Raw genomic sequence first — 26454 nt, forward strand, 5'->3', positions numbered from 1 at the left:
CGCGTCATCCCGAATCGCCCCGCCGGTAGGCTCGACGCCATGCCCATGCGCATCAACCCGAGCATCCTGGCGGCCGACTTCGCGAACCTCGAGCGCGAGCTCGGGCGCATCTCGAGCGCCGACCTCGTGCACGTCGACATCATGGACAACCACTTCGTACCGAACCTCACGTTCGGACTGCCGATGGTCGAGCGCCTTCAGGAGGTCTCGCCGATCCCGCTCGACGTGCACCTCATGATCGACGACCCCGACCGCTGGGCGCCAGGGTACGCCGAGGCCGGCGCGGCATCCGTCACGTTCCACGTCGAGGCCGCACGCGACCCGATCGCCCTGGCACGCCGGCTCCGCGACATCGGCGCACGCGCGGGCATCGCGCTGAAGCCCGGGACGCCCGTCGACCCGTACCTCGACGTGCTGCACGAGTTCGACCAGGTGCTCGTCATGACCGTCGAACCGGGCTTCGGGGGGCAGTCGTTCATGCCCGAGACGATGCCGAAGCTGCGACGTGTCGCCGACGCCGTCACCGATGCGGGGCTCGACGTCTGGCTCCAGGTCGACGGCGGCATCTCCGTCGACACCATCGGCGTCGCCGCCGAGGCCGGCGCGAACACCTTCGTCGCCGGTTCGGCCGTGTTCCGCGGCGTGCCCGAGGAGCAGATCGAGCTGCTGCGCGACGCCGTGGCGTCGCACCCGCACGCGCATCGGTAGGCTGGTCGGGTGAAATCCTTCGACGACCTCTTCGTCGAGCTCGAGGACAAGGCCCGCACGCGCCCCGACGGCAGCGGCACCGTCCGGCAGCTCGATGCCGGCGTCCACGCCATCGGCAAGAAGATCGTCGAGGAGGCGGCCGAGGTCTGGATGGCCGCCGAGTACCAGAGCGACGCCGAGACGGCCGAGGAGATCTCGCAGCTGCTCTACCACCTCCAGGTCCTCATGCTCGCGAAGGGACTGACCCCGGCCGACGTGTACCGACATCTGTGATCGCGCCCATGACCGCAGACCAGTTCCGTCGACACGAAAGCCAGGGAATGCTCCGAATCGCCGTGCCCAACAAGGGCTCGCTCGCCGAGACCGCCGCGCAGATGCTCTACGAGGCCGGGTACACCGGTCGCCGCGACCCGAAGGAGCTGATCGTCGCCGATCCGCGCAACGGGGTCGAGTTCTTCTACCTCCGTCCGCGCGACATCGCGACCTACGTCGGCTCGGGCGCCCTCGACGTCGGCATCACGGGTCGTGACCTGCTGCTCGACTCCGGGTCCGAGGCGGCCGAGATCGCGCCGCTCGGATTCGGCGAGTCCACCTTCCGCTTCGCCGGGGCGCCCGGTGCGTTCACCGAGCTCGCCGACCTCGAGGGCGTGCGCGTGGCCACGAGCTACCCGGGGCTGGTGGGCGACTTCCTCGCCCGGCACGGGGTCACCGCCAACCTCGTCAAGCTCGACGGAGCGGTCGAGTCCGCCGTCCGGCTCGGCGTCGCGGATGCCGTCGCCGACGTCGTCTCGACCGGGTCGACGCTGCGCAAGGCCGGCCTCGACATCTTCGGCCCGGTCATCCTCGAGTCCGACGCGGTGCTCATCGGCTCCGGCGTCGAGAAGCCGGGCACGCAGACGCTCGTCCGACGCCTGCAGGGCGTGCTCGTCGCGCGGCAGTACGTGCTGCTCGACTACGACGTGCCGGTCGCGCAGCTCGAAGCCGCCACAGAGGTCGCGCCCGGCTTCGAGTCGCCGACGGTGTCGCCGTTGCACGATCCCGAATGGGTCGCAGTGCGGGTCATGATCCCGCGCACCGAGATGAACCACGTCATGGACGAGCTGTACGCCCTCGGCGCCCGAGCCATCCTCGTCAGCGCCATCCACGCGGCGCGACTGTAGGGAGCGGTCGATGAGCCTCGCCGTCCGCGTGATCCCGTGCCTCGACGTGGCCGGTGGCCGCGTCGTCAAGGGCGTCAACTTCCTCAACCTCCGCGACGCCGGCGACCCCGTCGAGCTCGCGGCGCGGTACGCCGAGCAGGGGGCCGACGAGCTCACCTTCCTCGACGTGACGGCCACGGTCGACGACCGCTCGACGACCTACGACATGGTGCGGCAGGTGGCCGAGCAGGTGTTCATCCCGCTCACGGTCGGCGGCGGCGTCCGATCCGCTGAGGATGTCGCGCGGCTGCTCGGCCACGGCGCCGACAAGATCGGCGTGAACAGCGCCGCGATCGCGCGCCCCCAGCTCATCGCCGAGATCGCCGACCGGTTCGGCGCGCAGGTGTGCGTGCTCTCGCTCGACGTCACGCGCTCCGAGCGCACCGAGTCGGGCTTCGTCGTGACCACGCACGGCGGCCGAACCGAGACTCACCTGGATGCGCTCGAGTGGGCGCGCCGCGCGATCGAGCTCGGCGCCGGCGAACTGCTCGTCAACTCCATCGACGCCGACGGCACCAAGCAGGGCTTCGACCTCGAGCTCGTTCGACGCATGCACGAGGTCTCGTCGGTGCCCGTCATCGCGTCGGGCGGCGCCGGCGAGGCCGGGCACTTCGCCCCGGCGATCGCCGCCGGAGCCGACGCGGTGCTCGCGGCATCCGTGTTCCACAACGGCGAGCTGACGATCGGCGACGTCAAGCGCGCCCTCGCGGCCGACGGGAGGAGCGTGCGATGAACGGCACGGGCGACGAGGAACTCGAGTTCACGAGCGACGTGTGGTCGCCGGATGCGACCGCGGTCGACCGTGCCGCGTTCAATGCCGACGGGCTGCTGCCCGCCGTCATCCAGCAGTGGGACACCGGCGAGGTGCTCATGCTCGGGTGGATGGATCGCGAGGCGATGCGGCGCACGCTCACCGAGGGGCGCGTCACGTTCTGGTCGCGCTCGCGGCAGGAGTACTGGCGCAAGGGCGACACGTCCGGCCACGCGCAGTTCGTGAAGGCCGCCGCCCTCGACTGCGACGCCGACACGCTGCTCGTGAAGGTCGAGCAGGTCGGGGTGGCGTGCCACACGGGAACGCGCACCTGCTTCGACGGCGACCCGCTGCCCGTCCTGGTCGCGAGCCCCGACGCCCCGACCGACCCCGACGACCCGCACGGAGGAGCACGATGACGGCCGCCAACACCGCCACGACCCGCTTCGACGACTTCGCCGCGCTGCTCGACGGACGCCGCGTCGTCCCGGTCGTCCGCGAGCTCTTCGCCGACGGCGAGACGCCCGTCGGCATCTACCGCAAGCTGGCCGGCGACCGGCCGGGCACGTTCCTGCTTGAGTCCGCCGAACAGGGCGGCATCTGGTCGCGCTACTCCTTCGTGGGCGCCGCCTCCTACGGGGTGCTCACCGAGCGCGACCGCACGGTGGACTGGATCGACACCGGCCTGTCGCGCGAGCGCGCGTTGGGCGACGCATCCGAGGGGCTCGCGCCCCTCGCGGCCCTCGAGGCGCTGTACGAGCGGTGGGCGACCGAGGACGTCCCGGGTGCGCCACCCCTGACCGGCGGGCTCGTCGGCTTCATCGGGTGGGAGGCCATCCGCCAGATCGAGCACCTGCCGAACCGGCCGCCCGCCGACTTCTCCGTTCCCGGGCAGGCGTTCGCATTCGTGTCCGAACTGGTCGTGATCGATCACCGCACGGGCACGGTCCAGCTCGTCGCATCCGTGCTGAACGACCTCGGCGACGCGCCCGAGGCGCTCTGGGCCGACGCGCAGGCCCGGCTCGATCGCCTGCAGGCCGCGCTCGCGACGCCGGCCGAGGCGTACCTCGCCGAGATCGATCTCACCCGCGCGGCCGAGCCGCGGTACCGCACCGAGAAGGCCGACTTCCTCGCGGCGGTCGAGCGGTCGAAGCACTACATCCGCGAGGGCGACATCTTCCAGGTGGTCGTATCCCAGCGATTCGAGCAGGATGCGGCGGCGCACCCGATCGACGTCTACCGAGTGCTGCGCAGCCTCAACCCCAGCCCCTACATGTACCTGCTGCATCTCGAGGATGTCGCGGGCGAGCCGTACTGGATCGTCGGCTCCTCGCCCGAGGCGCTCGTGAAGGTCGAGGACGGCCGGGTCTACACGCACCCCATCGCCGGATCCAAGCCTCGCGGCGCCACGCCCGAGGACGACGCCGACCTCGAGGCCGAGCTCATCGCCGACCCGAAGGAGCAGGCCGAGCACCTCATGCTCGTCGACCTCGCGCGGAACGACCTCGCGAAGGTGTGCGACGCGGGTTCGGTCGAGGTGACCGAGTTCATGCGCGTCGAGCGGTTCAGCCACATCATGCACCTCGTCTCGTCGGTCGAGGGCGACCTGCGCGGGGATGCCAACGCGATCGACGTCTTCCGGGCGACGTTCCCTGCCGGCACGCTCTCGGGCGCGCCGAAGCCGCGCGCGCTCGAGATCATCGACGAGCTCGAGCCGGCGCAGCGCGGGGTGTACGGGGGAGTGGTCGGCTACTTCGGGTTCGGCGGCGACGCCGATCTCGCCATCGCGATCCGCACCGCGACGATCTCGGGCGGCGTGGCGCGCGTGCAGGCCGGGGGCGGCCTCGTGGCCGACTCCGACCCCGAGTCGGAGTACCAGGAATCGGTCAACAAGGCGGCCGCTCCGCTGCGCGCCGTGGCCGTCGCCAACGCCATGCGGCGCGTCCGCTAGGGGTGCTCGTGCGACCTGAACGGATGAAGCTGCCCGCCATCGTCGGCATCCTCGCCGGGTCGGGGCTCGGCCTGCTGGCCTGGAGCCAGACCTGGTTCGCCGTGACGCTCGTCGACGGGGCTGCCGCCGCCGGCGCCACGACCCTCGAGGTCGGTGGCGCGACCGCGTCGCCGGCCATCGCCGCGCTGGCGCTCGCGGGACTCGCACTGGCGGGGGCGCTGGCCATCGCCGGCCCGCTGATCCGGATCGTGCTGGGCCTGCTCGCCGCGGTGCTGGGCGGATGCCTCGTGCTCGCCGCGTCGCTCTCGTCCGCCGCTCCGGTGGCATCGGTCTCCGGAGCCGTCGCGGAGGCGACGGGTGTGGCCGGTGCCGAGTCGACCGCCGGACTCATCGCATCGGTCACCGCCACCGCCTGGCCGGTGGTCGCGATCGTGGGCGGCGTGCTCGTCGTGCTCGCCGGAGTGCTCGTCGTCGCCACCGGTCGCGCCTGGCCCACGTCGCGCCGGTACGGCGGCGGCGCGCGGCTGGCCGCCGACGGGACCGCGACGGTCGCGACCTCCGATCGAGCCGTCGACGACTGGGACGGGCTCAGCCGCGGCGACGACCCGACCGAGGACACCGATCCCGAGCCCGGAGCGGAGACGCGCGACACCGACGCGGACGACGCGACCGACCCCTCCGAACCCACCCGCTAGACTTTGCAGCGACCCCAGCACAGAAGGAGCACCATGAGCACTGAGCACGCCGACCCCGGCCACGGACACTCGCCCGCGGCGTGGACCGCGGTGGTGATCATGCTCGTGGCCATCGCCGTCGGCACGGTGGCGTTCTTCCTCGACGTGCCGTGGCTCGTGTGGGCTTCGGCCGGGCTGCTCGTGATCGGCATCATCGTCGGCTGGGCCCTCGCCCGCGCCGGCTACGGTGTCGACGGTGCGAAGACCGCGCCCAAGGTGCACTGACGCGTGCTCTCCGAGCTGACGGCGAACGCGGTCGCCGACGCTGAGACGCGTCGCGCCGATCGTCCCCTCGCCGAGGTCGAGGCCGCGGCGCTCGCGCGCCCGGCCGCCATCGATGCGCTCGCGGTGCTGGCCCCGGCCGAGCGCGTCAAGGTCATCGCCGAGATCAAGCGTTCGAGCCCGTCGCGCGGCGCGCTCGCCAGCATCGACGACGCGGCGGCGCTCGCGCGCACGTACGAGATCGGCGGCGCCAGCGCGATCAGCGTGCTGACCGAGGGCCGCAAGTTCGGCGGGTCGCTCGCCGACCTCGAGTCCGTGCGCGCCGCGGTGTCGCTGCCCGTGCTCCGCAAGGACTTCATCGCGACGCCGTACCAGGTCTTCGAGGCGCGCGCTGCGGGCGCCGACCTCGTGCTCCTGATCGTCGCCGCGCTCGACGACGCGACGCTGGGCGAGCTGCACGGGCTCATCACCCAGCTCGGCATGACGCCGCTGGTCGAGACCCACTCCGCCGACGAGCTCGAGCGCGCCGCGCAGCTCGGCGCACGGCTCATCGGCGTGAACGCTCGCGACCTCACCACCTTCGAGCTCGACCGCGACCTCTTCGGCCGCCTCGCCGACCGCTTCCCCGAGGGAGCGATCCGCGTGGCCGAGTCGGCCGTGCTGTCGGCCGCCGACGTCGCGCACTACCGCGCGGCCGGCGCCGACGCCGTGCTCGTCGGCGAGGCCCTCGTCACGGGCGATCCCATCGCGAACCTCTCAGCATTCCTGGCGGTATGACATGGCGCTTCGAGCCCAGACCGGTCCGTACTTCGGCGAGTTCGGCGGGCGGTTCGTCCCCGAATCCCTGATCGCCGCGCTCGACGAGCTCTCCGAGGCGTACACGCTCGCCAAGCTCGACCCCGAGTTCGAGCGCGAGCTCGACGAGCTCGGCCGCACCTACACCGGCCGGCCGTCGATCATCACCGAGGTGCCGCGCTTCGCCGAGCACGCGGGGGGCGCTCGCGTCATCCTGAAGCGCGAAGACCTGAACCACACCGGTTCGCACAAGATCAACAACGTGCTCGGCCAGGCGCTCCTCACCCGTCGCATCGGCAAGCGCCGCGTCATCGCCGAGACCGGCGCCGGACAGCACGGCGTGGCGACCGCCACGGCCGCCGCGCTGTTCGGGCTCGAGTGCACCATCTACATGGGGGAGGTCGACACCGAGCGCCAGGCGCTCAACGTCGCGCGCATGCGGCTCCTCGGCGCCGAGGTGATCGCCGTCAAGACCGGTTCGCGCACGCTCAAGGACGCCATCAACGACGCGATGCGCGACTGGGTGACCAATGTCGAGACCACGAACTACATCTTCGGCACCGTGGCCGGGCCGCACCCGTTCCCCGAGATGGTCCGCGACTTCCAGAAGGTCATCGGCGAGGAGGCGCGCGAGCAGGTCCTCGAGCTGACCGGGCAGCTGCCGACCGCGGTCGCGGCCTGCGTCGGCGGCGGATCGAACGCGATCGGCATCTTCCATGCCTTCCTCGACGACGCGGATGTCGCGCTGTACGGTTTCGAGGCGGGTGGCGAGGGGGTCGACACGCCCCGCCACGCCGCCACGATCTCCAAGGGCCGACCCGGCGTCCTGCACGGCGCGCGCAGCTACCTCCTCCAGGACCAGGACGGCCAGACCATCGAGTCGCACTCGATTTCGGCCGGACTCGACTACCCGGGCGTCGGCCCCGAGCACTCGTGGCTCGCCGCGCTCGGCCGAGCGCAGTACCGCGCCGTCACCGACGACGCCGCCATGCAGGCGCTGCGCCTGCTCACGCGCACCGAGGGCATCATCCCCGCGATCGAGTCCGCGCACGCACTGGCCGGCGCGCTCGAACTCGGCCATGAGCTCGGTCGCGACGCGGTCATCCTGGTGAACCTCTCCGGACGCGGCGACAAGGACATGAACACCGCGGCGAAGTACTTCGGGCTGTACGACGGAGCCGACGCATGAGCGGCGTGGGTCCCGTCATCCGGCGCCGCAACGACGAGGCGGCCGGTGCCCTGATCGGCTACCTGCCCGTGGGCTTCCCGACGCTCGACGACAGCGTCGAGGCCGCGATCGCGCTCGTCGAGAACGGTGTCGACGTGCTCGAGCTCGGGCTGCCCTACTCCGACCCCGTCATGGACGGCACCGTGATCCAGGCGGCCACGCAGCAGGCGCTCGCCAACGGCTTCCGTCTCGCGCACGGCTTCGAAGCCGTGCGCCGGATCACCGAGCGCGTCGAGGCGCCGGTCCTGATCATGACCTACTGGAACCCCGTGGTGCAGTACGGGGTCGATCGGTTCGCCGACGACCTCGCGGCGGCCGGGGGAGCGGGCCTGATCACGCCCGACCTCATCCCCGACGAGGCAGCCGACTGGATCGCGGCATCCGAGCGCACCGGTCTCGACCGCGTCTTCCTCGCGGCGCCCACGTCGACCGACGCACGCCTGCGCCAGGCCGTCGACTCGAGTCGTGGGTTCGTCTACGCCGTCTCGACGATGGGCATCACCGGCGCGCGCACCGACGTCGACCAGGCAGCGCGCGGCCTCGTGGCGCGGCTGCGGGAGGCGGGCTCCACCGCGAGCTGCGTCGGGCTCGGCATCTCCACGGCGACGCAGGTCGCCGAGGTGCTCGAGTACGCCGAGGGCGCGATCGTCGGGTCGGCCCTCGTGAAGGCGCTCGCCGAGGGCGGCGTCGATGCCGCCGGCGCGCTCGCGGCCGAGCTCGCGCGCGGCACCGCCCGCAAGTGAAGTAGTCTCGACGGGGCCGCCACGCAGGGCGCGCCTCGCACCATCGACGAAAGGCAGACGCCGGCGTGATCGCACCGATCAGCATCCCGAGCCCCGACGAGGCGTGGCGCACGCTCGAGATCCCCGTCCCGTGGGGCACGCTGAACATCCAGATGTACGCCCTGTGCATCCTCGCGGGCATCATCGTCGCCACGATCTGGACTTCGCGCCGGCTCACGAAGCGCGGCGCCGAGCCGGGCATCGTGCTCGACGTCGTGCTCTGGGCCGTGCCCCTCGGCATCATCGGTGCGCGCATCTACCACGTGCTCACGCACCCCGACGACTACTTCGCCGGCCAGGAGCTCTGGCGGGTGTTCGCGATCTGGGAGGGCGGGAACGCCATCTACGGCTCGCTCATCGGCGGCGCCGTCGGCGTGATCATCGCCTGCCGCCTCACCGGCCTGCGCTTCTGGTCGTTCGCCGATGCACTCGCTCCCGGCCTCCTGCTCGCGCAGGCGATCGGCCGCCTCGGCAACTGGTTCAACCACGAGCTGTTCGGCTGGCCCACCGACCTGCCCTGGGGGCTCGAGATCGAGTCGACCAACCCGGCCTTCCCGGCCGGCCTCGAGGACGGAACGCTGTTCCATCCCACGTTCCTCTACGAGATCATCTGGAACATCGTCGGCATCGTCGTGCTGCTCGGTCTCGAGCGGTTCTTCCGACTGCGCTGGGGCATGATGTTCGGTGCCTACCTGATCTGGTACGGCACGGGGCGGGCCGTGTTCGAGACGATCCGCGTCGATCCGAGCGAGATGTTCCTCGGCATCCGGTCGAACGTGTGGGCGTCCTTCCTCGCGATCCTCATCGGCATCGTCATCATCCTCGTGCAGCGCCGCCGTCACCCCGGCATCGAGCCGAGCGTGTACCGCCCCGGCCGTGAATGGAAGCCCGCCGATGCTGAGGTAGACTCGGACGACTCCACCGAGTCCGACTCAGACTCTCTCGACGATGGCGTCGAGGGTGAGAACGAACCCGGCGAGCCGGCTGCCACAAGCTCGAGCCGCTCGGCCTCCGCGTAAGGGGCCACGCCACCACCACGTTCTCCGCCGCGGCGCCGCACCTCGCGCCGCGAATCCTCCATCGTGGGCCGACGTCGTCCCCGTGCCACCGAGATACCGAGGACGGTCCAACGTGTCGCTTCACCCTCCCCACTCGCGGTTCGGAACCGTGCCGCCCGCCCAGGGCATGTACGACCCTGCCGCAGAGAAGGATGCCTGCGGGCTCGCGATGGTCGCGACCCTGCGGGGCAGCGCCGGGCATGACATCATCACCGCCGCGCTCGACGCGCTGCGCAACCTCGAGCACCGCGGCGCGGTCGGCTCCGACGCCGGCACCGGCGACGGCGCGGGCATCATCACGCAGGTTCCCGACGCGTTCCTGCGCGAGGTGGCGGGCTTCCCGCTGCCGCCGGCCGGCAGCTACGCCGTGGGCAACGCGTTCCTCCCGGTCGACCCGACGTCGCGCAGCGCCATCAAGCAGCGGCTTCAGCGCATCGCCGCGTCCGAGGGGCTCGAGGTGCTCGGCTGGCGCGAGGTCCCCGTGCGACCCGAGGAGCTCGGCACTCTCGCACGAGCCGCAATGCCCGTGGTCCAGCAGCTCTACGTTCGCAGCTCCGCGAGCACGTCCGAGGGCGAGCACCTCGCGGGCATCGCCCTCGACCGCCTCACGTTCCGCCTGCGCAAGCGCGCCGAGCGCGAGCTCGAGCTGTACTTCGCGTCGCTCTCGAGCCGCACGCTCGTCTACAAGGGCATGGTCACGACGCTCCAGCTCGAGCCGTTCTACCCCGACCTCTCCGACGAGCGGTTCGCCTCGCGCCTCGCGCTGGTGCACTCGCGCTACTCCACGAACACGTTCCCGTCGTGGCCGCTCGCACAGCCGTTCCGCATGATCGCGCACAACGGCGAGATCAACACGATCCAGGGCAACCGCAACTGGATGCGCGCACGCCAGTCGCAGCTCGAGTCCGAGCTGCTCGGCGACCTCGCGCCGCTCATGCCGATCGTGACCCCGGGTGCGAGCGACTCCGCCTCGTTCGACGAGGTCGTCGAGCTGCTCACGCTCGCCGGCCGCAGCCTGCCCCACGCCGTCATGATGATGGTCCCCGAGGCGTGGGAGAAGCAGACCGAGATCGACCCCGAGCGTCGCGCGTTCTACGAGTACCACTCGATGCTCATGGAGCCGTGGGACGGACCCGCGGCGATCGTCTTCACCGACGGCACCCTGGTGGGCGCGACGCTCGACCGCAACGGCCTCCGTCCGGGCCGGTACGTCGTCACCGATGACGGACTCGTCGTGCTCGCGAGCGAGATCGGCGTGCTCGACCTACCCCAGCGGCGGATCGTCCGCAAGGGCCGGCTCCAGCCGGGTCGGATGTTCCTCGTCGACACCGATGCGGGCCGCCTCATCGAGGACGACGAGATCAAGTCCGACCTGGCCGCATCAGCGCCCTGGGGCGAATGGCTCGACGAGGGGCGCATCCACCTCGCCGACCTGCCCGAGCGCGAGCACATCGTGCACCCGCCGGCCTCGGTCAACCGCCGCCAGCGTACCTTCGGCTACACCGAGGAGGAGGTGAAGATCCTGCTCGCTCCCATGGCCGCCAACGGCCAGGAGCCGATCGGCGCGATGGGATCCGACACTCCGATCGCGGTGCTGTCCGAGCGTCCTCGCCTCCTGTTCGACTACTTCACGCAGCAGTTCGCACAGGTGACGAACCCGCCGCTCGACTCGATCCGCGAGCAGGTCGTCACCTCCCTGTCGACCTCTCTGGGTCCCGAGCGCAACCTGCTCTCGGCCGGAGCCGAGCACGCCCGCCAGGTTTCGCTCGACTTCCCGGTGATCGACAACGACCAGCTCGCCAAGATCGTGCACATGACCGCGCCGTCCGGTGCACGGGCGAGCCGCACGCTTCGCGGCCTGTACCGCGTCGACGAGGGGCCCGACGGCCTGCGTGCGCGCCTCGCCGAGCTCTGCCGCGAGGTCGACGAGGCGATCGACGAGGGCGCCTCGTTCATCGTGCTCAGCGACCGCGACTCCACGAAGGACCTCGCGCCGATCCCGTCGCTGCTCATGCTCTCCGCGGTGCACCACCACCTCATCCGCTCCGAGACGCGCATGAAGGCCGGCCTCGTGGTCGAGGCCGGCGACGTCCGCGAGGTGCACCACGTCGCGCTGCTCGTGGGCTTCGGCGCGTCCGCGGTGAACCCGTACCTCGCGATGGAGACGTGCGAGGACCTCGTGCGCTCCGGCGTGCTCGCGAACGTCACGCCCGAGCAGGCGGTGCGCAACGTCATCACCGCGCTCGGCAAGGGCGTGCTGAAGATCATGTCGAAGATGGGGATCTCGACGATCTCGTCGTACGCCGGCGCCCAGGCCTTCGAGGCCGTCGGCCTCGCGCAGGAGTTCATCGACGAGTTCTTCACGGGCACCACCTCCAAGCTCGGGGGAGTCGGCATCGAGGTGATCGCGTCCGAGAACCTCGCCCGCCACGCCGTGGCCTACCCGGCGGATGCCGCGGTGCGGGCGCACGAGCGCCTGCAGACCGGCGGCGAGTACCAGTGGCGCCGTGACGGCTCGCCGCACCTCTTCAACCCCGAGACGGTGTTCCGCCTGCAGCACTCGACCCGCAATCGCCGGTACGACGTCTTCCGCGAGTACACCGGCATGGTCGATTCGCAGGCCGAGCAGCTCATGACGCTCCGCGGCATGTTCGCGCTGCGCACGGGCGTTCGGCCGGCCGTGCCGATCGACGAGGTCGAGCCGGTCGAGTCGATCGTGAAGCGCTTCTCGACCGGTGCGATGAGCTACGGCTCGATCTCGAAGGAGGCGCACGAGACGCTCGCGATCGCCATGAACCGGCTCGGCGCGAAGTCGAACACCGGCGAGGGCGGTGAGGACCTCGATCGGCTGCTCGATTCTGAGCGTCGCAGCGCGATCAAGCAGGTCGCGTCCGGCCGCTTCGGCGTCACGAGCATGTACCTCACGCACGCCGACGACATCCAGATCAAGCTCGCCCAGGGCGCGAAGCCCGGCGAGGGCGGGCAGCTGCCGCCCACGAAGGTGTACCCGTGGGTCGCCCGCACGCGTCACGCGACCGCCGGCGTCGGGCTGATCTCGCCGCCGCCGCACCACGACATCTACTCCATCGAAGACCTCAAGCAACTCATCTTCGACCTCAAGCGCGCCAACCCGCAGGCACGGATCCACGTGAAGCTCGTGAGCCAGTCGGGCATCGGCGCGGTCGCCGCGGGCACGGCCAAGGCCCTGGCCGACGTCATCCTCGTGTCGGGGCACGATGGCGGCACCGGTGCGAGCCCGTTGAACTCGCTGAAGCACGCCGGCACCCCGTGGGAGCTCGGCCTCGCCGAGACGCAGCAGACGCTCATGCTGAACGGCATGCGCGATCGCGTGGTCGTGCAGGTCGACGGCCAGCTGAAGACGGGCCGCGACGTCGTGATCGGCGCGCTGCTCGGCGCCGAGGAGTTCGGCTTCGCGACCGCCCCGCTCATCGTCGAGGGCTGCGTCATGATGCGCGTGTGCCACCTCGACACCTGCCCCGTCGGCGTCGCCACGCAGAACCCCGAACTGCGCAAGCGCTTCACGGGCAAGCCCGAGTTCGTCGTGAACTTCTTCGAGTTCATCGCCCAGGAGGTCCGCGAGTACCTCGCCGCGCTGGGGTACCGCTCGATCGACGAGATCATCGGCCGCCGCGAGCTGCTCGACGTCGACCGCGCGGTGGCGCACTGGAAGGCGTCGGGCCTCGACCTCACGCCGGTGCTCGTCGGCCCCGACTTCTCGGAGTCCGACCCGCGTCGCAACGGCCGAGCGCAGGACCACGAGCTCGACGAGCACTTCGACAACGAACTCATCCGCCGCAGCCAGCTCGTGCTCGAGCAGGGCGGCCGCATCGAGATCTCGCTGCCGATCCGGAACACCGAGCGCGCAGTCGGCACGATGCTGGGCCACGAAGTCACGGTGCGGCACGGCGCACAGGGCCTGCCCACCGCGTCGATCGACGTCACGCTGACCGGCTCGGCGGGGCAGTCGCTCGGCGCGTTCCTGCCGAGCGGCATCACGCTTCGGCTCGAGGGCGACTCGAACGACTACGTCGGCAAGGGCCTCTCGGGCGGGCAGATCATCGTCCGCCCGTCGCGCGAGGCCGGCTTCGTCGCCGAGCGCAACGTTATCGCCGGCAACGTCATCGGCTACGGCGCGACGCAGGGCAGCATGTTCATCCGCGGCATCGTGGGCGAGCGCTTCCTGGTCCGCAACTCGGGTGCGACCGCGGTCGTCGAGGGCGTGGGCGACCACGCGCTCGAGTACATGACCGGAGGGCTCGCGCTGATCCTCGGCGCGACGGGACGCAACCTCGGCGCGGGCATGTCGGGCGGCACCGCCTACGTGCTCGACCTGGCCGAGTCGCTGGTCAACCGCGAGGCCCTTTCGAGCGGCGAACTCGAGCTGCACGCGCTCGGCAGCGCCGACCACGAGATCGTGCGCGACCTGCTCGAGCAGCATCTCGAGCACACCGATTCCGCGGTCGCCGCGGCACTCCTCGCCGACGGGGACGCCGCGTTCGACCGATTCACGAAGGTGCTGCCGCGCGACTACGCGGCGGTGCTCCGAACCCGTCAGACGGCGGTCGACGAGGGGCTGGACCCCGACGGCGACGTGGTCTGGACTCGGATCTTGGAGGTGACGGGTGGCTGAGACGACGGTCGTCCGGACTCGGGCTGTGCCCATTGACCGCTTGGAGGTGACGGGTGGCTGACCCGAAGGGCTTTCTGAAGGTCACCGAGCGCGAGCTGCCCAAGCGGCGCCCCGTGCCGGTGCGCATCATGGACTGGAAAGAGGTCTACGAGGCCGGCGACTCGGCGCAGCTGCGTCGCCAGGCCGGTCGCTGCATGGACTGCGGCATCCCGTTCTGCCACCAGGGCTGCCCGCTCGGCAACCTGATCCCCGAGTGGAACGACCTCACGTGGCGCGGCGAGGGCCGCGCGGCGAGCGAGCGCCTGCACGCCACGAACAACTTCCCCGAGTTCACGGGCCGCCTGTGCCCGGCGCCGTGCGAGTCGGCGTGCGTGCTCGGCATCAACCAGCCCGCCGTGACGATCAAGCAGGTCGAGGTCTCGATCGCCGACCAGGCGTTCGGCAACGGCTGGGTGCAGCCGCAGCCGCCCGGCCGGCTCACGGGCAAGACGGTCGCCGTCGTCGGATCCGGCCCGGCCGGGCTTGCGGCGGCGCAGCAGCTCACGCGCGCCGGCCACACGGTCGCCGTGTACGAGCGCGACGACCGCATCGGCGGACTCCTGCGCTACGGCATCCCCGACTTCAAGATGGAGAAGAAGGTCCTCGACGCGCGCCTCGCGCAGATGACGGCCGAGGGCACGCGCTTCCGCGCGGGCGTCGAGATCGGCGTCGACCTGTCGTGGAGCGAGCTCCGTCGTCGCTACGACGCGGTCGTGGTCGCGACCGGGGCCATCGTGCCGCGAGACCTCCCGATCCCCGGCCGCGACCTGCCGGGCGTGCACTTCGCCATGGAGTACCTCGTGCAGTCGAACCGCCGCATCGCCGGCGAGGACGTCTTCGACCAGATCACGGCCGAGGGCAAGCACGTCGTCGTCCTCGGCGGCGGCGACACGGGCGCCGACTGCATCGGCACCGCGCACCGCCAGGGCGCGCTCTCGGTCACGAACCTCGCGATCGGCAAGCAGCCGAGCCCGACCCGTCCGACCGAGCAGCCGTGGCCGATGCATCCGACCCTGTTCGAGGTGCAGAGCGCGCACGAGGAGGGCGGAGTGCGCCAGTACCTCGCCTCGACGGTCGAGTTCCTGGCCAACGAGGTCGGCGAAGTCCGCGCCATCCGCGTGGCCGAGACCGAGTACCTCGACGGCCGCCGCGTGCCGAAGGCCGGCACCGAACGCGAGATCCCCGCCGACCTCGTCCTGCTCGCGCTGGGCTTCACCGGCCCCGAGACCGAGGCCGCGAACGACCAGCTCGGCCTGCAGGCCAGCGACCGCGGCAACTTCGCGCGCGGCGCCGACTACGCGACCTCCGAGCCGGGCGTCTTCGTCGCCGGCGACGCGGGGCGCGGGCAGTCGCTCATCGTGTGGGCGATCGCCGAGGGCCGTGCTGCGGCTGCGGCCGTCGACCGCTACCTTGAGGGTGAGACGCAACTGCCGAGCCCGATCCCCGCGACGGCGCGAGCCTTCGCCATCTGACCCGCGTCATCCGGCGCCTGACAGTCCGTACCAGCGCTTCGGCGCGCAACCATGGAGCACACACCGATATGAGAAGAGCGAAGATCGTCGCCACGCTCGGGCCGGCCACGTCCAGCTACGAGCAGATCCGCGCGATCATCGATGCCGGCATCGACGTCGCCCGCATGAACCTCAGCCACGGCAGCTACGACGTGCACGAGGGCGTCTACCAGAACGTGCGCAAGGCGGCGAACGACTCCGGCCGTGCGGTCGCGGTGCTCGTCGACCTGCAGGGCCCGAAGATCCGGCTCGGCAAGTTCGAGAACGGCCCCCACGAGCTGGCCGAGGGAGACATCTTCAAGATCACGACCGAGGACATCCTCGGCACCAAGGAGATCGTCGGCACGACCTTCAAGGGCCTGCCGCACGACGTCGAGCCGGGCGACCACCTCCTGATCGACGACGGCAAGGTGCGCGTCGAGGTCCTCGAGACGGATGGCACGGTCGTGACGACGAAGGTCGTCGTCGCCGGACCCGTCTCGAACAACAAGGGCATCAACCTTCCCGGCGTCGCCGTCAACGTGCCGGCCCTCTCCGAGAAGGACGAGGCCGACCTGCGCTGGGCGCTCCAGCTCGGCGCCGACATCATCGCCCTCTCGTTCGTGCGCAACGCGCACGACATCGTCCGCGTGCACGAGATCATGGCCGAAGAGGGCCGTCGCCTCCCGGTGATCGCGAAGATCGAGAAGCCGCAGGCGGTCGACGCGCTCGAGGACATCATCGAGTCGTTCGACGGCATCATGGTCGCGCGCGGCGACCTCGGCGTCGAGCTCCCGCTCGAGGCGGTGCCCATCGTGCAGAAGCGCGCCATCGAGATCGCGCGCCGCCTCGCGAAGCCCGTCATCGTCGCGACGCAGATGCTCGAGTCGATGACCCACGCGCCCGTTCCGACGCGCGCCGAGACATCCGACGTGGCGAACGCGATCCTCGACGGCGCCGACGCGGTCATGCTCTCCGGCGAGACCAGCGTGGGCGAGTACCCCGTCCAGACGGTCAAGACCATGGCGCGCATCATCTCGTCGACCGAGCAGCACGGCCTGCACCGCATCGCGCCGCTCGGCACGAAGCCGCGCACGCAGGCAGGTGCCATCACGCTCGCTGCGGTCGAGGTCGCCGACTTCGTCGAGGCGAAGTACCTCTGCGTGTTCACCGAGACGGGCGAGTCGGTGCGACGGATGTCGCGCCTGCGCAGCATCATCCCCATCCTGGCCTTCACGCCCTACCCCGAGATCCGTCGCCGCATGGCGCTGAACTGGGGCGTCGAGTCGTTCGTCGTCGAGCGCGTCACCCACACCGACCAGATGGTCGGCCAGGTCGACGAGGTGCTCGCCCGCACCGGCAAGGCCGAGGCCGGCGAGAAGGTCGTCATCATCTCCGGGTCGCCTCCCGGCATCCCGGGCACCACGAACGACGTGCGCGTGCACGTCGTCGGCGAGGTGCTCTAACTGTAGTTCGCCGGTCCGAGGGCCCGGTCATCCGAGCGGATGGCCGGGCCTTCGGCGTGCGCGCGCGGCGGCCGTTGCGACCGTCGCGACCGCTGCTGGTGCCGGTGGTGGGGGTCGAACCCACACGCCCTTTCGGGCAAAGCATTTTGAGTGCTCCGCGTCTGCCATTCCGCCACACCGGCCCGAAGGCCCCGGCCAGAATACCGTAGGCTTTTCAGCGTGACAGACACCGAAGACACCCAGCCGGCACCGCGACGCGTCGTCGTCGCGGAAGACGAGTCGCTCATCCGCCTCGACATCGTCGAGATCCTGCGCGACAACGGCTACGAGGTGGTCGGCGAGGCCGGAGACGGCGAGACGGCGGTCCAGCTCGCGACCGAGCTGCGTCCCGACCTCGTCATCATGGACGTGAAGATGCCCCAGCTCGACGGCATCTCCGCCGCGGAGCGGCTCTCCAAGGGGCACATCGCCCCGGTCGTGCTCCTCACGGCGTTCAGCCAGAAGGAGCTCGTCGAGCGCGCCAGCGAGGCGGGTGCCCTCGCGTATGTCGTGAAGCCCTTCACTCCGAACGACCTGCTTCCCGCGATCGAGATCGCGCTCGCCCGCCACGCGCAGATCATCGCGCTCGAGGCCGAGGTCGGCGACCTCGTCGAGCGCTTCGAGACCCGCAAGCTCGTCGACCGTGCGAAGGGCCTGCTCAACGAGAAGATGGGCCTGACCGAGCCCGAGGCCTTCCGCTGGATCCAGAAGGCCTCGATGGACCGTCGCCTCACGATGCGCGACGTCTCGCAGGCCATCATCGAGCAGCTCGCACCGAAGAAGTAGGCCCTCCGGCCCTACGACCGCTCGGCGGCGTAGGCGAGTGTGGGTGTATCCCGGGCCCGCTCCGGCCCGGTTCCGTCCGGAACGAGGGGTACACGCGCATGCTGCACGACGCCACGACCACGCTGGTCAGCCGGTTCGAGGAGGTTCGCCTGGGCGACGCCGGCTCGGTCGGCGGCAAGGGGGCGAACCTCGGTGAGATGACGGCCGCAGGATTGCCCATCCCTCCCGGCTTCGTGGTGACCGCCGAGGCCTACCTCCACGCGATCGACGGGGCCGGAGTCCGGCAGCGTCTGCTCGACGGGTTCCGCGCGGCCGCGAACGTGGTCGACGATCCGGCGGCGCTCGCGAGTGCGGCGGCCGACCTGCGCGAGACGGTCGAGGGCCTCGCGGTCCCCGATGACGTCCGCCGGGCGATCCTGGACGAGTACCACCGACTGGGCGACCGCATCGCCGTGGCGGTGCGGTCGTCGGCGACGTCGGAGGACGCCGAGGGCACGTCGTTCGCCGGCATGCACGAGACGTACAACAACGTGGTCGGCGACGACGAGGTCATCGAGCGGATCCGCGACTGCTGGGCCTCGCTCTACGGCGACCGCGTCATCGCCTACCGCGCGAGCCAGCGCATGGACGAGGAACCCGAGCTCGCGGTCGTCATCCAGACCCAGATCGTCTCCGACCGCTCGGGCGTGATGTTCACCGTCGACCCGTCGACCGGCGCGCGCGACCACATGGTGATCGAGGCGGCACTGGGGCTCGGCGAGGTCGTCGTGTCGGGCGCGGTCGAGCCCGATACCTACATCGTCGGCAAGGACGGACCGCGGCTGGTCTCCATTCGCGTGGGCCGCCAGACCCACCGTCTCGCCGCGATCGACGACGGGACGGTGCGCCGGGAAGAACTGGAGCCCGCGTTGGCGGACGCGAGGGTGCTCACCGACGACGAGGTGCTCGAGGTCGCGGCGCTGGGCCTGCGCGTCGAGGCCCATTACGGCGAGCCGCAGGACACCGAGTGGGCGTACTCCCACGGGCGGCTCTGGATGCTGCAGTCGCGGCCGGTCACGACGCTCGGCGGTCCCACGGTGACGCCATCAGGGGATGGGGCGGGCGAGCCCGGCAAGGCTCCGGTCGGGACCGTGCTGCTGCGCGGCCTCGCCGCGGCGCCCGGCCGCGTGAGCGGGCGGGTGCGGATCCTGCAGGGTCCCGAGGACGGGGCGGCGCTGCAGGCGGGGGAGATCCTCGTGGCGCCCATGACCAACCCCGACTGGGTCCCGACGATGCGACGTGCGGCCGCGGTCGTGACCGACGGCGGCGGCATGACATGCCACGCCGCCATCGTGGCGCGCGAGCTCGGCGTCCCCGCCGTCGTCGGCGCGAGGACCGCGACCCACGTGCTGCGCGACGGCGAGCTGGTCACGGTCGACGGGGCGAACGGCGAGGTCGTCGAGGGCGCGGATGTCGCGCCATCCGGCACCCCCGCCCCCGCGCCCGTCTCCGTCTCGGCCGCGGCGCCCGCAGTGGCCGCCGTGCCGCTCGCGACGAAGCTCTACGTCAACCTCGCGATCGCCGAGCGCGCCACGGACGTCGCGGCGCTCGACGTGGACGGCGTGGGACTGCTGCGCGCCGAGTTCATGATCACCGACGCGCTCGGCGGCCTGCACCCGCGCGAGATGCTGGCGAGGGGCGAGCGCGAGGAGTTCGTCCGCCGCATGAGCGCGTCCTTGCTCACGGTCACGCGCGCGTTCGGTCGACGGCCCGTGGTCTACCGTTCGATCGACTTCCGCACGAACGAGTTCCGCGGGCTCGAGGGCGGCGACCGGTTCGAGCCGCAGGAGAACAACCCCATGATCGGCTATCGCGGGGCCTATCGATACGTGAAGGAGCCCGAGCTCTTCTCGCTCGAGCTCGAGGTGCTCGCGCGCGTGCGGGAGGAGACGCCGAACCTCAACGTCATGCTGCCGTTCGTGCGCACGCGCTGGGAACTCGAGGCATGCCTCGAACTCATCGACGCGAGCCCGCTCGGCCGCCAGCGCGGACTCAAGCGCTGGGTGATGGCCGAGGTCCCCTCGGTGGTCTACCGGATCCCCGAGTATGCCGCGATGGGCATCGACGGCGTCTCGATCGGCTCCAACGACCTGACGCAACTGATGCTCGGCGTCGACCGGGACTCGGAGATCTGCGCCGAGCTCTTCGACGAATCCGATGCCGCCGTGCTCGACGCCATCGAGCGCATCGTGACGGCCTGCCACGCCGCCGGCATCACGTCGTCGCTGTGCGGCCAGGCGCCCTCGAACTCGCCGGCGTTCGCCGAGCACCTCGTACGCTTCGGCATCGACTCGATCTCGGTGAACCCGGATGCCGCGGACCGCACGCGTCGGGTGATCGCCTCCGCCGAGCGGCGCATCCTCCTCGACGCGGCACGGCACTCGGGCGACGGCTGAGCACTCGCGCGGCCCGGCGCCGAGGACGATCGGGCGTCGGTGGCCGCTTGTAGTCTTGGTGGGTGCCGAGCCCCACCCTCGAAAAGCCCACCCTCCTCGTCGTCGACGGCCACTCGCTGGCCTATCGCGCCTTCTACGCGTTGCCCGTCGACAGCTTCAGCACGCGCGACGGGCAGCACACCAACGCGATCCACGGCTTCCTCTCGATGCTGCTCATGCTGCTGCGCAACGAGCGGCCCACCCACCTCGCGGTGGCGTTCGACACGTCGCGCCAGTCGTTCCGCACGCGCGAGTACACCGAGTACAAGGCCAACCGCAGCCAGACGCCGCCCGAGTTCAAGGGCCAGATCGGGCTCCTGAAGGACGCACTGCGCGCGATGCGCATCACGGTGCTCGAGAAAGAGGACTTCGAGGCCGACGACATCCTCGCCACGCTCGCCACGCGGGGAAAGGAACAGGGCTACGAGGTGCTCGTCGTCTCGGGAGACCGCGACACGATCCAGCTCGTCGACGACGACGTCACGCTGCTCTACCCCAACGTGCAGGGCGTCTCGCAGCTCAAGCGCTACGACGCCGACGCCGTGGTCGAGCGCTACGGCGTGCGGCCCGAGCAATACCCCGACGTCGCCGCGCTCGTCGGGGAGACGAGCGACAACCTGCCCGGCATCACGAAGGTCGGCGAGAAGACCGCGGTGAAGTGGCTCGGGCTCTACGGCAGCCTCGACGGCATCCTCGAGCACATCGACGAGATCAAGGGCGTCGTGGGCGACAACCTCCGGCGCGAGCGCGAGAACGCCGTCCGCAACCGCAGGCTCAACCGGCTCGTGCGCGACCTCGAACTCGACCTCGAGCTCGACCAGCTCGCCGCCCAGCCGATGGACGAGGCGGCGGTCCGCGAGCTCTTCGACCGGCTCGAGTTCAAGACGCTCCTCGAGCGCGTGAGCAAGATGGCGGCCGAGTCCAACGGGCTCACCGCCGATGGCACGGCGGCGCTCGCGGCCGAGCCCGAGCCCGCGGCGACGGCCCCGACGCCGCGCGAGCTGCACGGCGCCGAGCTGGCGACCTGGTTCGAGCGCGCGACAGTGGCCGAGCCCGCCGGGCTCGGTCTCAGCCTCGAGACGCTCGACGGCAAGGTCATCGGCGCCGGCATCGCGACGAGCACCGAGTCCGTACAGCTCGCCTGGAAGCCCGGCACGCCCGACCTCGAGCCGTTCGAGCGGTGGCTGGCGAGCGATGCGCCCAAGATCATGACCGATGCGAAGCCGCAGCTCAAGGCGATGCGCCGCTCCGGCCTCGCGTTCGAGGGCCTGGTCGTCGACAACCTCGTGGCCGGATGGCTCATGCGCCCCAGCCTCGTCGAGAAGGACCTGCCCGACCTCGTCTCGCGCTACCTCGGCGAGACCGTGCCCATGGCCGACCCGTCGCAGCTCGTCCCCGACGCCGACTCGACCGCCGGCGCGCCCGAGTTCGCGTGGTATTCGCTCCGGGTCGCGCCGGTCGTGCTCGCGGCGCTCTCCGAGGGTTCGCGTCGCGTGCTCGCCGACATCGAGATCCCCATTGTCGCGATCCTCGCCGAGATGGAACTGCGCGGCGTCACCGTCGAGCACGGCAAGCTCGCCGACCTGTCGGCGCAGCTTGGCGAGCGGGCGGCGTCGCTCGCCGAGGCGGCCTACGCCGAGCTCGGACGCGAGGTGAACCTCGGCTCGCCCAAGCAGCTGCAGGAGGTGCTCTTCGACCAGCTCGGCATGCCCAAGACGCGGGCGACCAAAACCGGGTACTCGACCGACGCCGGTGCGCTCGCCGACCTGCAGGAGTCGCACCCGCACCCCTTCCTCGGCCTGCTGCTCGAGCATCGCGACGCGACGAAGCTCCGCCAGATCGTCGATGCGCTCGACAAGTCCATCCAGTCCGACGGCCGCGTGCACACGAGCTACGTGCAGGTCGGCACCACGACCGGTCGCATCTCGTCGACCGATCCGAACCTGCAGAACATCCCCGTCCGCACCGAGGAGGGGCGACGCATCCGTGCGGCCTTCACCTACGGCACCGAGTACGCCGAGCTGCTGACCGCCGACTACTCGCAGATCGAGATGCGGATCATGGCGCACCTCTCCCAGGACCCGGGTCTCATCGAGGCGTTCCACTCGGGTGAAGACCTGCACAGGTTCGTCGGCGCGCGCATCTTCGACGTCGACCCGGCCGACGTGACCCCGCTCATGCGCACCAAGGTCAAGGCCATGTCGTACGGCCTCGCCTACGGACTCAGCGCGTTCGGCCTCTCCAAGCAGCTCCGCATCGACCGCGCCGAGGCGACGCAGCTCATGAACGAGTACTTCGAGCGCTTCGGTGCGGTGCGCGACTACCTCCGCGGCGTGGTCGGTCAGGCCCGGCTCGACGGGTACACCGAGACGATCTTCGGTCGCCGTCGACCGTTCCCCGACCTGAACAGCCCGAACCGCGTGCTGCGCGAGAACGCCGAACGTGCCGCGCTCAACGCGCCCATCCAGGGTTCGGCCGCCGACATCATGAAGTTCGCGATGATCGGGGTCGAGCGCGAGCTGCGAGCTCGCGAGCTGCGCTCGCGCATGCTCATGCAGGTGCACGACGAGCTCATCTTCGAGGTCGCGGCCGGCGAGGGCGACGAGGTCGAGGCGATCGTGCACGATCGGATGTCGCACGCCGCCGACCTGCTCGTGCCGCTCGACGTGCAGGTCGGGCGTGGTCGCGACTGGGAGGACGCCGCGCACTGATCGCCGGCCGAGGCGAGGAGTCCTCGCAGGTGCGGCTGCGACATCCGCTCGTCTAGGCTCGCCCGCATGGCCACCGCAGTGCGCACGCCCACCGATGTCGACCGCGTCGCCGAGGACTGGGTCGACACGATCGTCGGGCTCAACCCCATCGCCGGGACCTACATCGGGCGCACCGACCACGATCACCGCCTGCCCGACTTCTCGCCCGACGGGCACGCGGCGCGCATCGAGGCGAAGCGAGCGGCGCTGGCCGCGCTTCGCGCCGCCTCACCGGCCGACGACGTCGACCGGATCACCGTGGCCGACCTCGGCAGCGAACTCGATCTCGACCTCGAGAGCGACGCCGCCGAGCTGCACCTGCGCGACCTCAACGTCATCGCGAGCCCGGCGCAGGACATCCGCGAGGTCTTCGACCTCATGCCGACCGACGGCACGCCCGAGTGGGAGCGCATCGCCACGCGGCTCGGCGCCGTGCCGGGGGCCATCGACGGCTACATCGAGACGCTCCGCCTCGGCATCCGCAGGGGCGTCGTGCCGGCGGTGCGGCAGGTCCGCGAGGTCGCCGTGCAGGCTCGGCGTCACGCCCGCCCGGACGGCTTCTTCCCCACGTTCGTCGCAGGTGCGGGGGAGCACACGGGCGAGGCGCTCCGGGGCGAGCTCGACCGGAGCGCGGGTGCCGCGGCATCCGCCTACGAGCGCCTGGCGGACTTCCTCGAGCGGGAGCTCGCTCCGAGCGCCGGCGACGCGGACGCCGTCGGCCGTGACGTGTACGCGCTCGAGTCCCGCCGGTTCCTCGGCGCGGTGATCGACCTCGACGAGACGTACGAGTGGGGCATCGAGGAGCTCGCCCGCATGGTCGCGGAACAGGAGGCCATCGCGCGGGAGATCCTGCCGGGTGTCTCCGTCGCCGAGGCCGTCGCGCACCTCGAGGCCGATCCCTCCCGCAAGCTGGTCGGCACCGATGCGCTGCAGCGCTGGATGCAGGAGACGAGCGACCGTGCCGTGGCCGAGCTCGGCGCCACCCAGTTCGACATCCCGCATGAGATCCGCACCCTCGAGTGCCTGATCGCGCCCACGCAGGAGGGCGGCATCTACTACACCGGTCCCAGCGACGACTTCTCGCGCCCCGGCCGCATGTGGTGGTCCGTGCCCGAGGGCGTCACCGAGTTCGACACGTGGCGCGAGAAGACGACCGTCTACCACGAGGGCGTGCCGGGCCACCACCTGCAGATCGGCCAGGCGGTCGTCAATCGCGGGCTCCTGAACACCTGGCGGCGGCAGCTCGCGGGCACGTCGGGGCACGCGGAGGGCTGGGCGCTCTACGCCGAGCGGCTCATGGAGGAGCTCGGCTACCTCGACGACCCCGCCGACCGGCTCGGCATGCTCGACGGGCAGCGGATGCGCGCGGCCCGCGTCGTGCTCGACATCGGCGTGCACCTCGGCAAGTCGCGACCCGACGGCCAGGGCGCCTGGACGGGGGAGTACGCGTTCGAGTTCATGGGCGCGAACGTGAACATGCCGCCCGAGTTCGTCCGCTTCGAGGTGCATCGCTACCTCGGCTGGCCGGGCCAGGCGCCGTCCTACAAGGTCGGCCAGCGGATCTGGGAACAGCTTCGCGAGGACGTGCGGCGACGCGAGGGCGACGGATTCGACATCCGCTCCTTCCACTCACGGGCACTCGCCCTCGGAGGCGTCGGACTCGACACGCTTCGCCGGGCGTTGGCCGGCTGAGGGGCGTGGTTGCCGCCGAACGGGCGTTGAGGCTAGGATGGAGCGTCACTCGTGTGACATCCATGTCCGCCTGCCCGCCGCGGTCCTACAACACGCTCTTTCCGCGACGGGCCTGATTTTGTCCATAACGGAGCATCCACTACATGACAACCGCAACGACCAAGGCGCCCAAGCAGGTCGCGATCAACGACATCGGATCTGCTGACGATTTCCTCGCCGCGGTCGAGAAGACGCTCAAGTTCTTCAACGACGGCGACCTGATCGAGGGCACCGTCGTGAAGATCGACCGCGACGAGGTCCTCCTCGACGTCGGCTACAAGACCGAGGGTGTCATCCCCTCACGCGAACTTTCCATCAAGCACGACGTCGACCCCAGCGAGGTCGTCAACGTCGGCGACACCGTCGAGGCCCTCGTCCTCCAGAAGGAGGACAAGGAAGGCCGTCTGATCCTGTCCAAGAAGCGCGCGCAGTACGAGCGCGCGTGGGGCGACGTGGAGAAGATCAAGGAGAACGACGGCGTCGTCACCGGCTCGGTCATCGAGGTCGTCAAGGGCGGCCTCATCGTCGACATCGGCCTGCGCGGCTTCCTTCCCGCGTCGCTCATCGAGCTCCGCCGAGTCCGCGACCTCACGCCGTACCTCGGCCAGGAGATCGAGGCGAAGATCCTCGAGCTCGACAAGAACCGCAACAACGTCGTGCTCTCGCGCCGTGCGCTGCTCGAGCAGACCCAGTCGGAGTCGCGCTCGACCTTCCTGCAGAACCTCCACCCGGGACAGATCCGCAAGGGCGTCATCTCGTCGATCGTCAACTTCGGTGCGTTCGTCGACCTCGGTGGCGTCGACGGCCTCGTCCACGTCTCCGAGCTCTCGTGGAAGCACATCGAGCACGCGTCCGAGGTCGTCGAGGTCGGCCAGGAGGTCACCGTCGAGGTGCTCTCCGTCGAGCTCGACCGCGAGCGCGTCTCGCTGTCGCTCAAGGCGACCCAGGAGGACCCGTGGCAGGTCTTCGCGCGCACGCACGCGATCGGCCAGGTCACCCCGGGCAAGGTCACGAAGCTCGTGCCGTTCGGCGCGTTCGTCCGCGTGGCCGACGGCATCGAGGGCCTCGTGCACATCTCCGAGCTGTCGGGTCGTCACGTCGAGCTCGCCGAGCAGGTCGTGTCGGTCGGCGAGGAGGTCTTCGTCAAGGTCATCGACATCGACCTCGAGCGTCGCCGCATCTCGCTCTCGCTCAAGCAGGCCAACGAGGGCGTCGACCCCGAGGGCACCGAGTTCGACCCGGCGCTCTACGGCATGCTCACCGAGTACGACGAGCAGGGCAACTACAAGTACCCCGAGGGCTTCGACCCCGAGACCAACGAGTGGCGCGAGGGCTTCGAGGCCCAGCGCGAGAAGTGGGAGCAGGAGTACGCTGCCGCCCAGGCTCGCTGGGAGGCGCACAAGAAGCAGGTCGCGTCGTCGCTCGCGGCCCAGGCTTCGGACGACTCGTTCTCGTCGGGCACCTCGTCGTACACGAGCGAGTCCTCGTCGGGCGGCACGCTCGCCGACGACGCGTCGCTCGCGGCACTGCGCGAGAAGCTCTCGAGCAACTAGCAAGCCCGAACGCACCACGGAAGGCCGGTCCCGCAGGGGGCCGGCCT

Annotated in this window: 20 protein-coding genes and 1 tRNA gene; 20 read left to right on the top strand and 1 reads right to left on the bottom strand. The window is 70.7% G+C overall.

What is annotated here, in order from left to right:
* The first annotated feature begins 39 nt into the window (after positions 1–39).
* The 15 genes from rpe to pyk all read left to right on the top strand — a co-directional run bounded on the left by rpe (position 40) and on the right by pyk (position 17074).
* Positions 40–708, top strand: a complete 669-nt coding sequence (gene rpe / locus BLT99_RS05190) for a ribulose-phosphate 3-epimerase (protein ID WP_092669851.1) — start codon at positions 40–42, stop codon at positions 706–708.
* 9 nt (positions 709–717) lie between these two features.
* Entirely contained in the window at positions 718–981 is a 264-nt protein-coding gene (locus tag BLT99_RS05195; RefSeq protein WP_092669853.1) for a phosphoribosyl-ATP diphosphatase, read from the top strand.
* 47 nt (positions 982–1028) lie between these two features.
* Positions 1029–1868 (top strand): ATP phosphoribosyltransferase, encoded by an 840-nt coding sequence (hisG, locus tag BLT99_RS05200; RefSeq protein ID WP_092669855.1) that lies wholly within the window; start codon positions 1029–1031, stop codon positions 1866–1868.
* Between the two features lie 10 nt (positions 1869–1878).
* A complete protein-coding gene (hisF, locus tag BLT99_RS05205; protein WP_092669857.1) occupies positions 1879–2640 on the top strand; it encodes an imidazole glycerol phosphate synthase subunit HisF in 762 nt (253 codons plus the stop codon).
* On the top strand, positions 2637–3077 hold the full coding sequence (hisI, locus tag BLT99_RS05210) for a phosphoribosyl-AMP cyclohydrolase (RefSeq protein WP_092669859.1): 441 nt from the start codon (positions 2637–2639) through the stop codon (positions 3075–3077). Before hisF ends, hisI begins: the two co-directional genes overlap by 4 nt.
* A complete protein-coding gene (locus BLT99_RS05215; protein ID WP_092669861.1) occupies positions 3074–4609 on the top strand; it encodes an anthranilate synthase component I in 1536 nt (511 codons plus the stop codon). The genes hisI and BLT99_RS05215 overlap by 4 nt, the downstream gene beginning before the upstream one ends.
* A gap of 8 nt (positions 4610–4617) precedes the next feature.
* Positions 4618–5304 (top strand): Trp biosynthesis-associated membrane protein, encoded by a 687-nt coding sequence (locus BLT99_RS05220; RefSeq protein WP_133988540.1) that lies wholly within the window; start codon positions 4618–4620, stop codon positions 5302–5304.
* 33 nt (positions 5305–5337) lie between these two features.
* Entirely contained in the window at positions 5338–5568 is a 231-nt protein-coding gene (locus BLT99_RS05225; protein WP_092669865.1) for a DUF6704 family protein, read from the top strand.
* Between the two features lie 3 nt (positions 5569–5571).
* The gene (gene trpC, locus BLT99_RS05230) at positions 5572–6342 is read left to right on the top strand and encodes an indole-3-glycerol phosphate synthase TrpC (RefSeq protein ID WP_092669867.1); all 771 of its coding nucleotides are present in this window, start codon (positions 5572–5574) and stop codon (positions 6340–6342) included.
* A gap of 1 nt (position 6343) precedes the next feature.
* On the top strand, positions 6344–7549 hold the full coding sequence (gene trpB, locus BLT99_RS05235) for a tryptophan synthase subunit beta (RefSeq protein ID WP_092669869.1): 1206 nt from the start codon (positions 6344–6346) through the stop codon (positions 7547–7549).
* Positions 7546–8331, top strand: a complete 786-nt coding sequence (trpA, locus tag BLT99_RS05240) for a tryptophan synthase subunit alpha (protein WP_092669871.1) — start codon at positions 7546–7548, stop codon at positions 8329–8331. The genes trpB and trpA overlap by 4 nt, the downstream gene beginning before the upstream one ends.
* A 65-nt stretch (positions 8332–8396) precedes the next feature.
* Positions 8397–9389, top strand: coding sequence for a prolipoprotein diacylglyceryl transferase (gene lgt, locus BLT99_RS05245; protein WP_092669873.1), 993 nt, complete (start codon positions 8397–8399; stop codon positions 9387–9389).
* Between the two features lie 166 nt (positions 9390–9555).
* A complete protein-coding gene (gltB, locus tag BLT99_RS05250; protein WP_092669875.1) occupies positions 9556–14079 on the top strand; it encodes a glutamate synthase large subunit in 4524 nt (1507 codons plus the stop codon).
* A 53-nt stretch (positions 14080–14132) separates the two neighbouring features.
* The gene (locus BLT99_RS05255; RefSeq protein ID WP_092669877.1) at positions 14133–15590 is read left to right on the top strand and encodes a glutamate synthase subunit beta; all 1458 of its coding nucleotides are present in this window, start codon (positions 14133–14135) and stop codon (positions 15588–15590) included.
* A gap of 68 nt (positions 15591–15658) precedes the next feature.
* Positions 15659–17074 (top strand): pyruvate kinase, encoded by a 1416-nt coding sequence (pyk, locus tag BLT99_RS05260; RefSeq protein ID WP_092669879.1) that lies wholly within the window; start codon positions 15659–15661, stop codon positions 17072–17074.
* Positions 17075–17170: 96 nt separating this feature from the next.
* On the opposite strand, the gene BLT99_RS05265 is transcribed toward pyk, so the two are convergent.
* Positions 17171–17256 (bottom strand) — tRNA-Leu (locus BLT99_RS05265).
* Positions 17257–17293: 37 nt separating this feature from the next.
* Between BLT99_RS05265 and BLT99_RS05270 the strand changes: the two genes are divergently transcribed.
* From BLT99_RS05270 to rpsA, 5 genes are all read left to right on the top strand, one after another.
* On the top strand, positions 17294–17899 hold the full coding sequence (locus BLT99_RS05270) for an ANTAR domain-containing response regulator (protein WP_092669881.1): 606 nt from the start codon (positions 17294–17296) through the stop codon (positions 17897–17899).
* Positions 17900–17997: 98 nt separating this feature from the next.
* On the top strand, positions 17998–20334 hold the full coding sequence (gene ppsA, locus BLT99_RS05275) for a phosphoenolpyruvate synthase (protein ID WP_092669883.1): 2337 nt from the start codon (positions 17998–18000) through the stop codon (positions 20332–20334).
* A gap of 62 nt (positions 20335–20396) precedes the next feature.
* On the top strand, positions 20397–23084 hold the full coding sequence (polA, locus tag BLT99_RS05280; RefSeq protein ID WP_092669885.1) for a DNA polymerase I: 2688 nt from the start codon (positions 20397–20399) through the stop codon (positions 23082–23084).
* A 66-nt stretch (positions 23085–23150) separates the two neighbouring features.
* Positions 23151–24815 carry a DUF885 domain-containing protein gene (locus tag BLT99_RS05285; RefSeq protein WP_092669887.1) on the top strand — a complete coding sequence of 555 codons (1665 nt, stop codon included), beginning with the start codon at positions 23151–23153 and terminating at the stop codon, positions 24813–24815.
* A gap of 143 nt (positions 24816–24958) precedes the next feature.
* Positions 24959–26407 carry a 30S ribosomal protein S1 gene (rpsA, locus tag BLT99_RS05290; RefSeq protein WP_092669889.1) on the top strand — a complete coding sequence of 483 codons (1449 nt, stop codon included), beginning with the start codon at positions 24959–24961 and terminating at the stop codon, positions 26405–26407.
* Positions 26408–26454 lie beyond the last annotated feature (47 nt).

The organism is Agromyces flavus (assembly GCF_900104685.1).
Lineage (GTDB): Bacteria > Actinomycetota > Actinomycetes > Actinomycetales > Microbacteriaceae > Agromyces > Agromyces flavus.

What these genes read in the sequence shown, in the direction of transcription:
- rpe (WP_092669851.1), top strand. Translation starts at nt 40, where the DNA reads ATGCCCATGCGCATCAACCCGAGCATCCTGGCGGCCGACTTCGCGAAC.
- hisG (WP_092669855.1), top strand. Translation starts at nt 1,029, where the DNA reads ATGCTCCGAATCGCCGTGCCCAACAAGGGCTCGCTCGCCGAGACCGCC.
- hisF (WP_092669857.1), top strand. Translation starts at nt 1,879, where the DNA reads ATGAGCCTCGCCGTCCGCGTGATCCCGTGCCTCGACGTGGCCGGTGGC.
- hisI (WP_092669859.1), top strand. Translation starts at nt 2,637, where the DNA reads ATGAACGGCACGGGCGACGAGGAACTCGAGTTCACGAGCGACGTGTGG.
- BLT99_RS05215 (WP_092669861.1), top strand. Translation starts at nt 3,074, where the DNA reads ATGACGGCCGCCAACACCGCCACGACCCGCTTCGACGACTTCGCCGCG.
- BLT99_RS05225 (WP_092669865.1), top strand. Translation starts at nt 5,338, where the DNA reads ATGAGCACTGAGCACGCCGACCCCGGCCACGGACACTCGCCCGCGGCG.
- trpB (WP_092669869.1), top strand. Translation starts at nt 6,344, where the DNA reads ATGGCGCTTCGAGCCCAGACCGGTCCGTACTTCGGCGAGTTCGGCGGG.
- trpA (WP_092669871.1), top strand. Translation starts at nt 7,546, where the DNA reads ATGAGCGGCGTGGGTCCCGTCATCCGGCGCCGCAACGACGAGGCGGCC.
- gltB (WP_092669875.1), top strand. Translation starts at nt 9,556, where the DNA reads ATGTACGACCCTGCCGCAGAGAAGGATGCCTGCGGGCTCGCGATGGTC.
- pyk (WP_092669879.1), top strand. Translation starts at nt 15,659, where the DNA reads ATGAGAAGAGCGAAGATCGTCGCCACGCTCGGGCCGGCCACGTCCAGC.
- ppsA (WP_092669883.1), top strand. Translation starts at nt 17,998, where the DNA reads ATGCTGCACGACGCCACGACCACGCTGGTCAGCCGGTTCGAGGAGGTT.
- BLT99_RS05285 (WP_092669887.1), top strand. Translation starts at nt 23,151, where the DNA reads ATGGCCACCGCAGTGCGCACGCCCACCGATGTCGACCGCGTCGCCGAG.
- rpsA (WP_092669889.1), top strand. Translation starts at nt 24,959, where the DNA reads ATGACAACCGCAACGACCAAGGCGCCCAAGCAGGTCGCGATCAACGAC.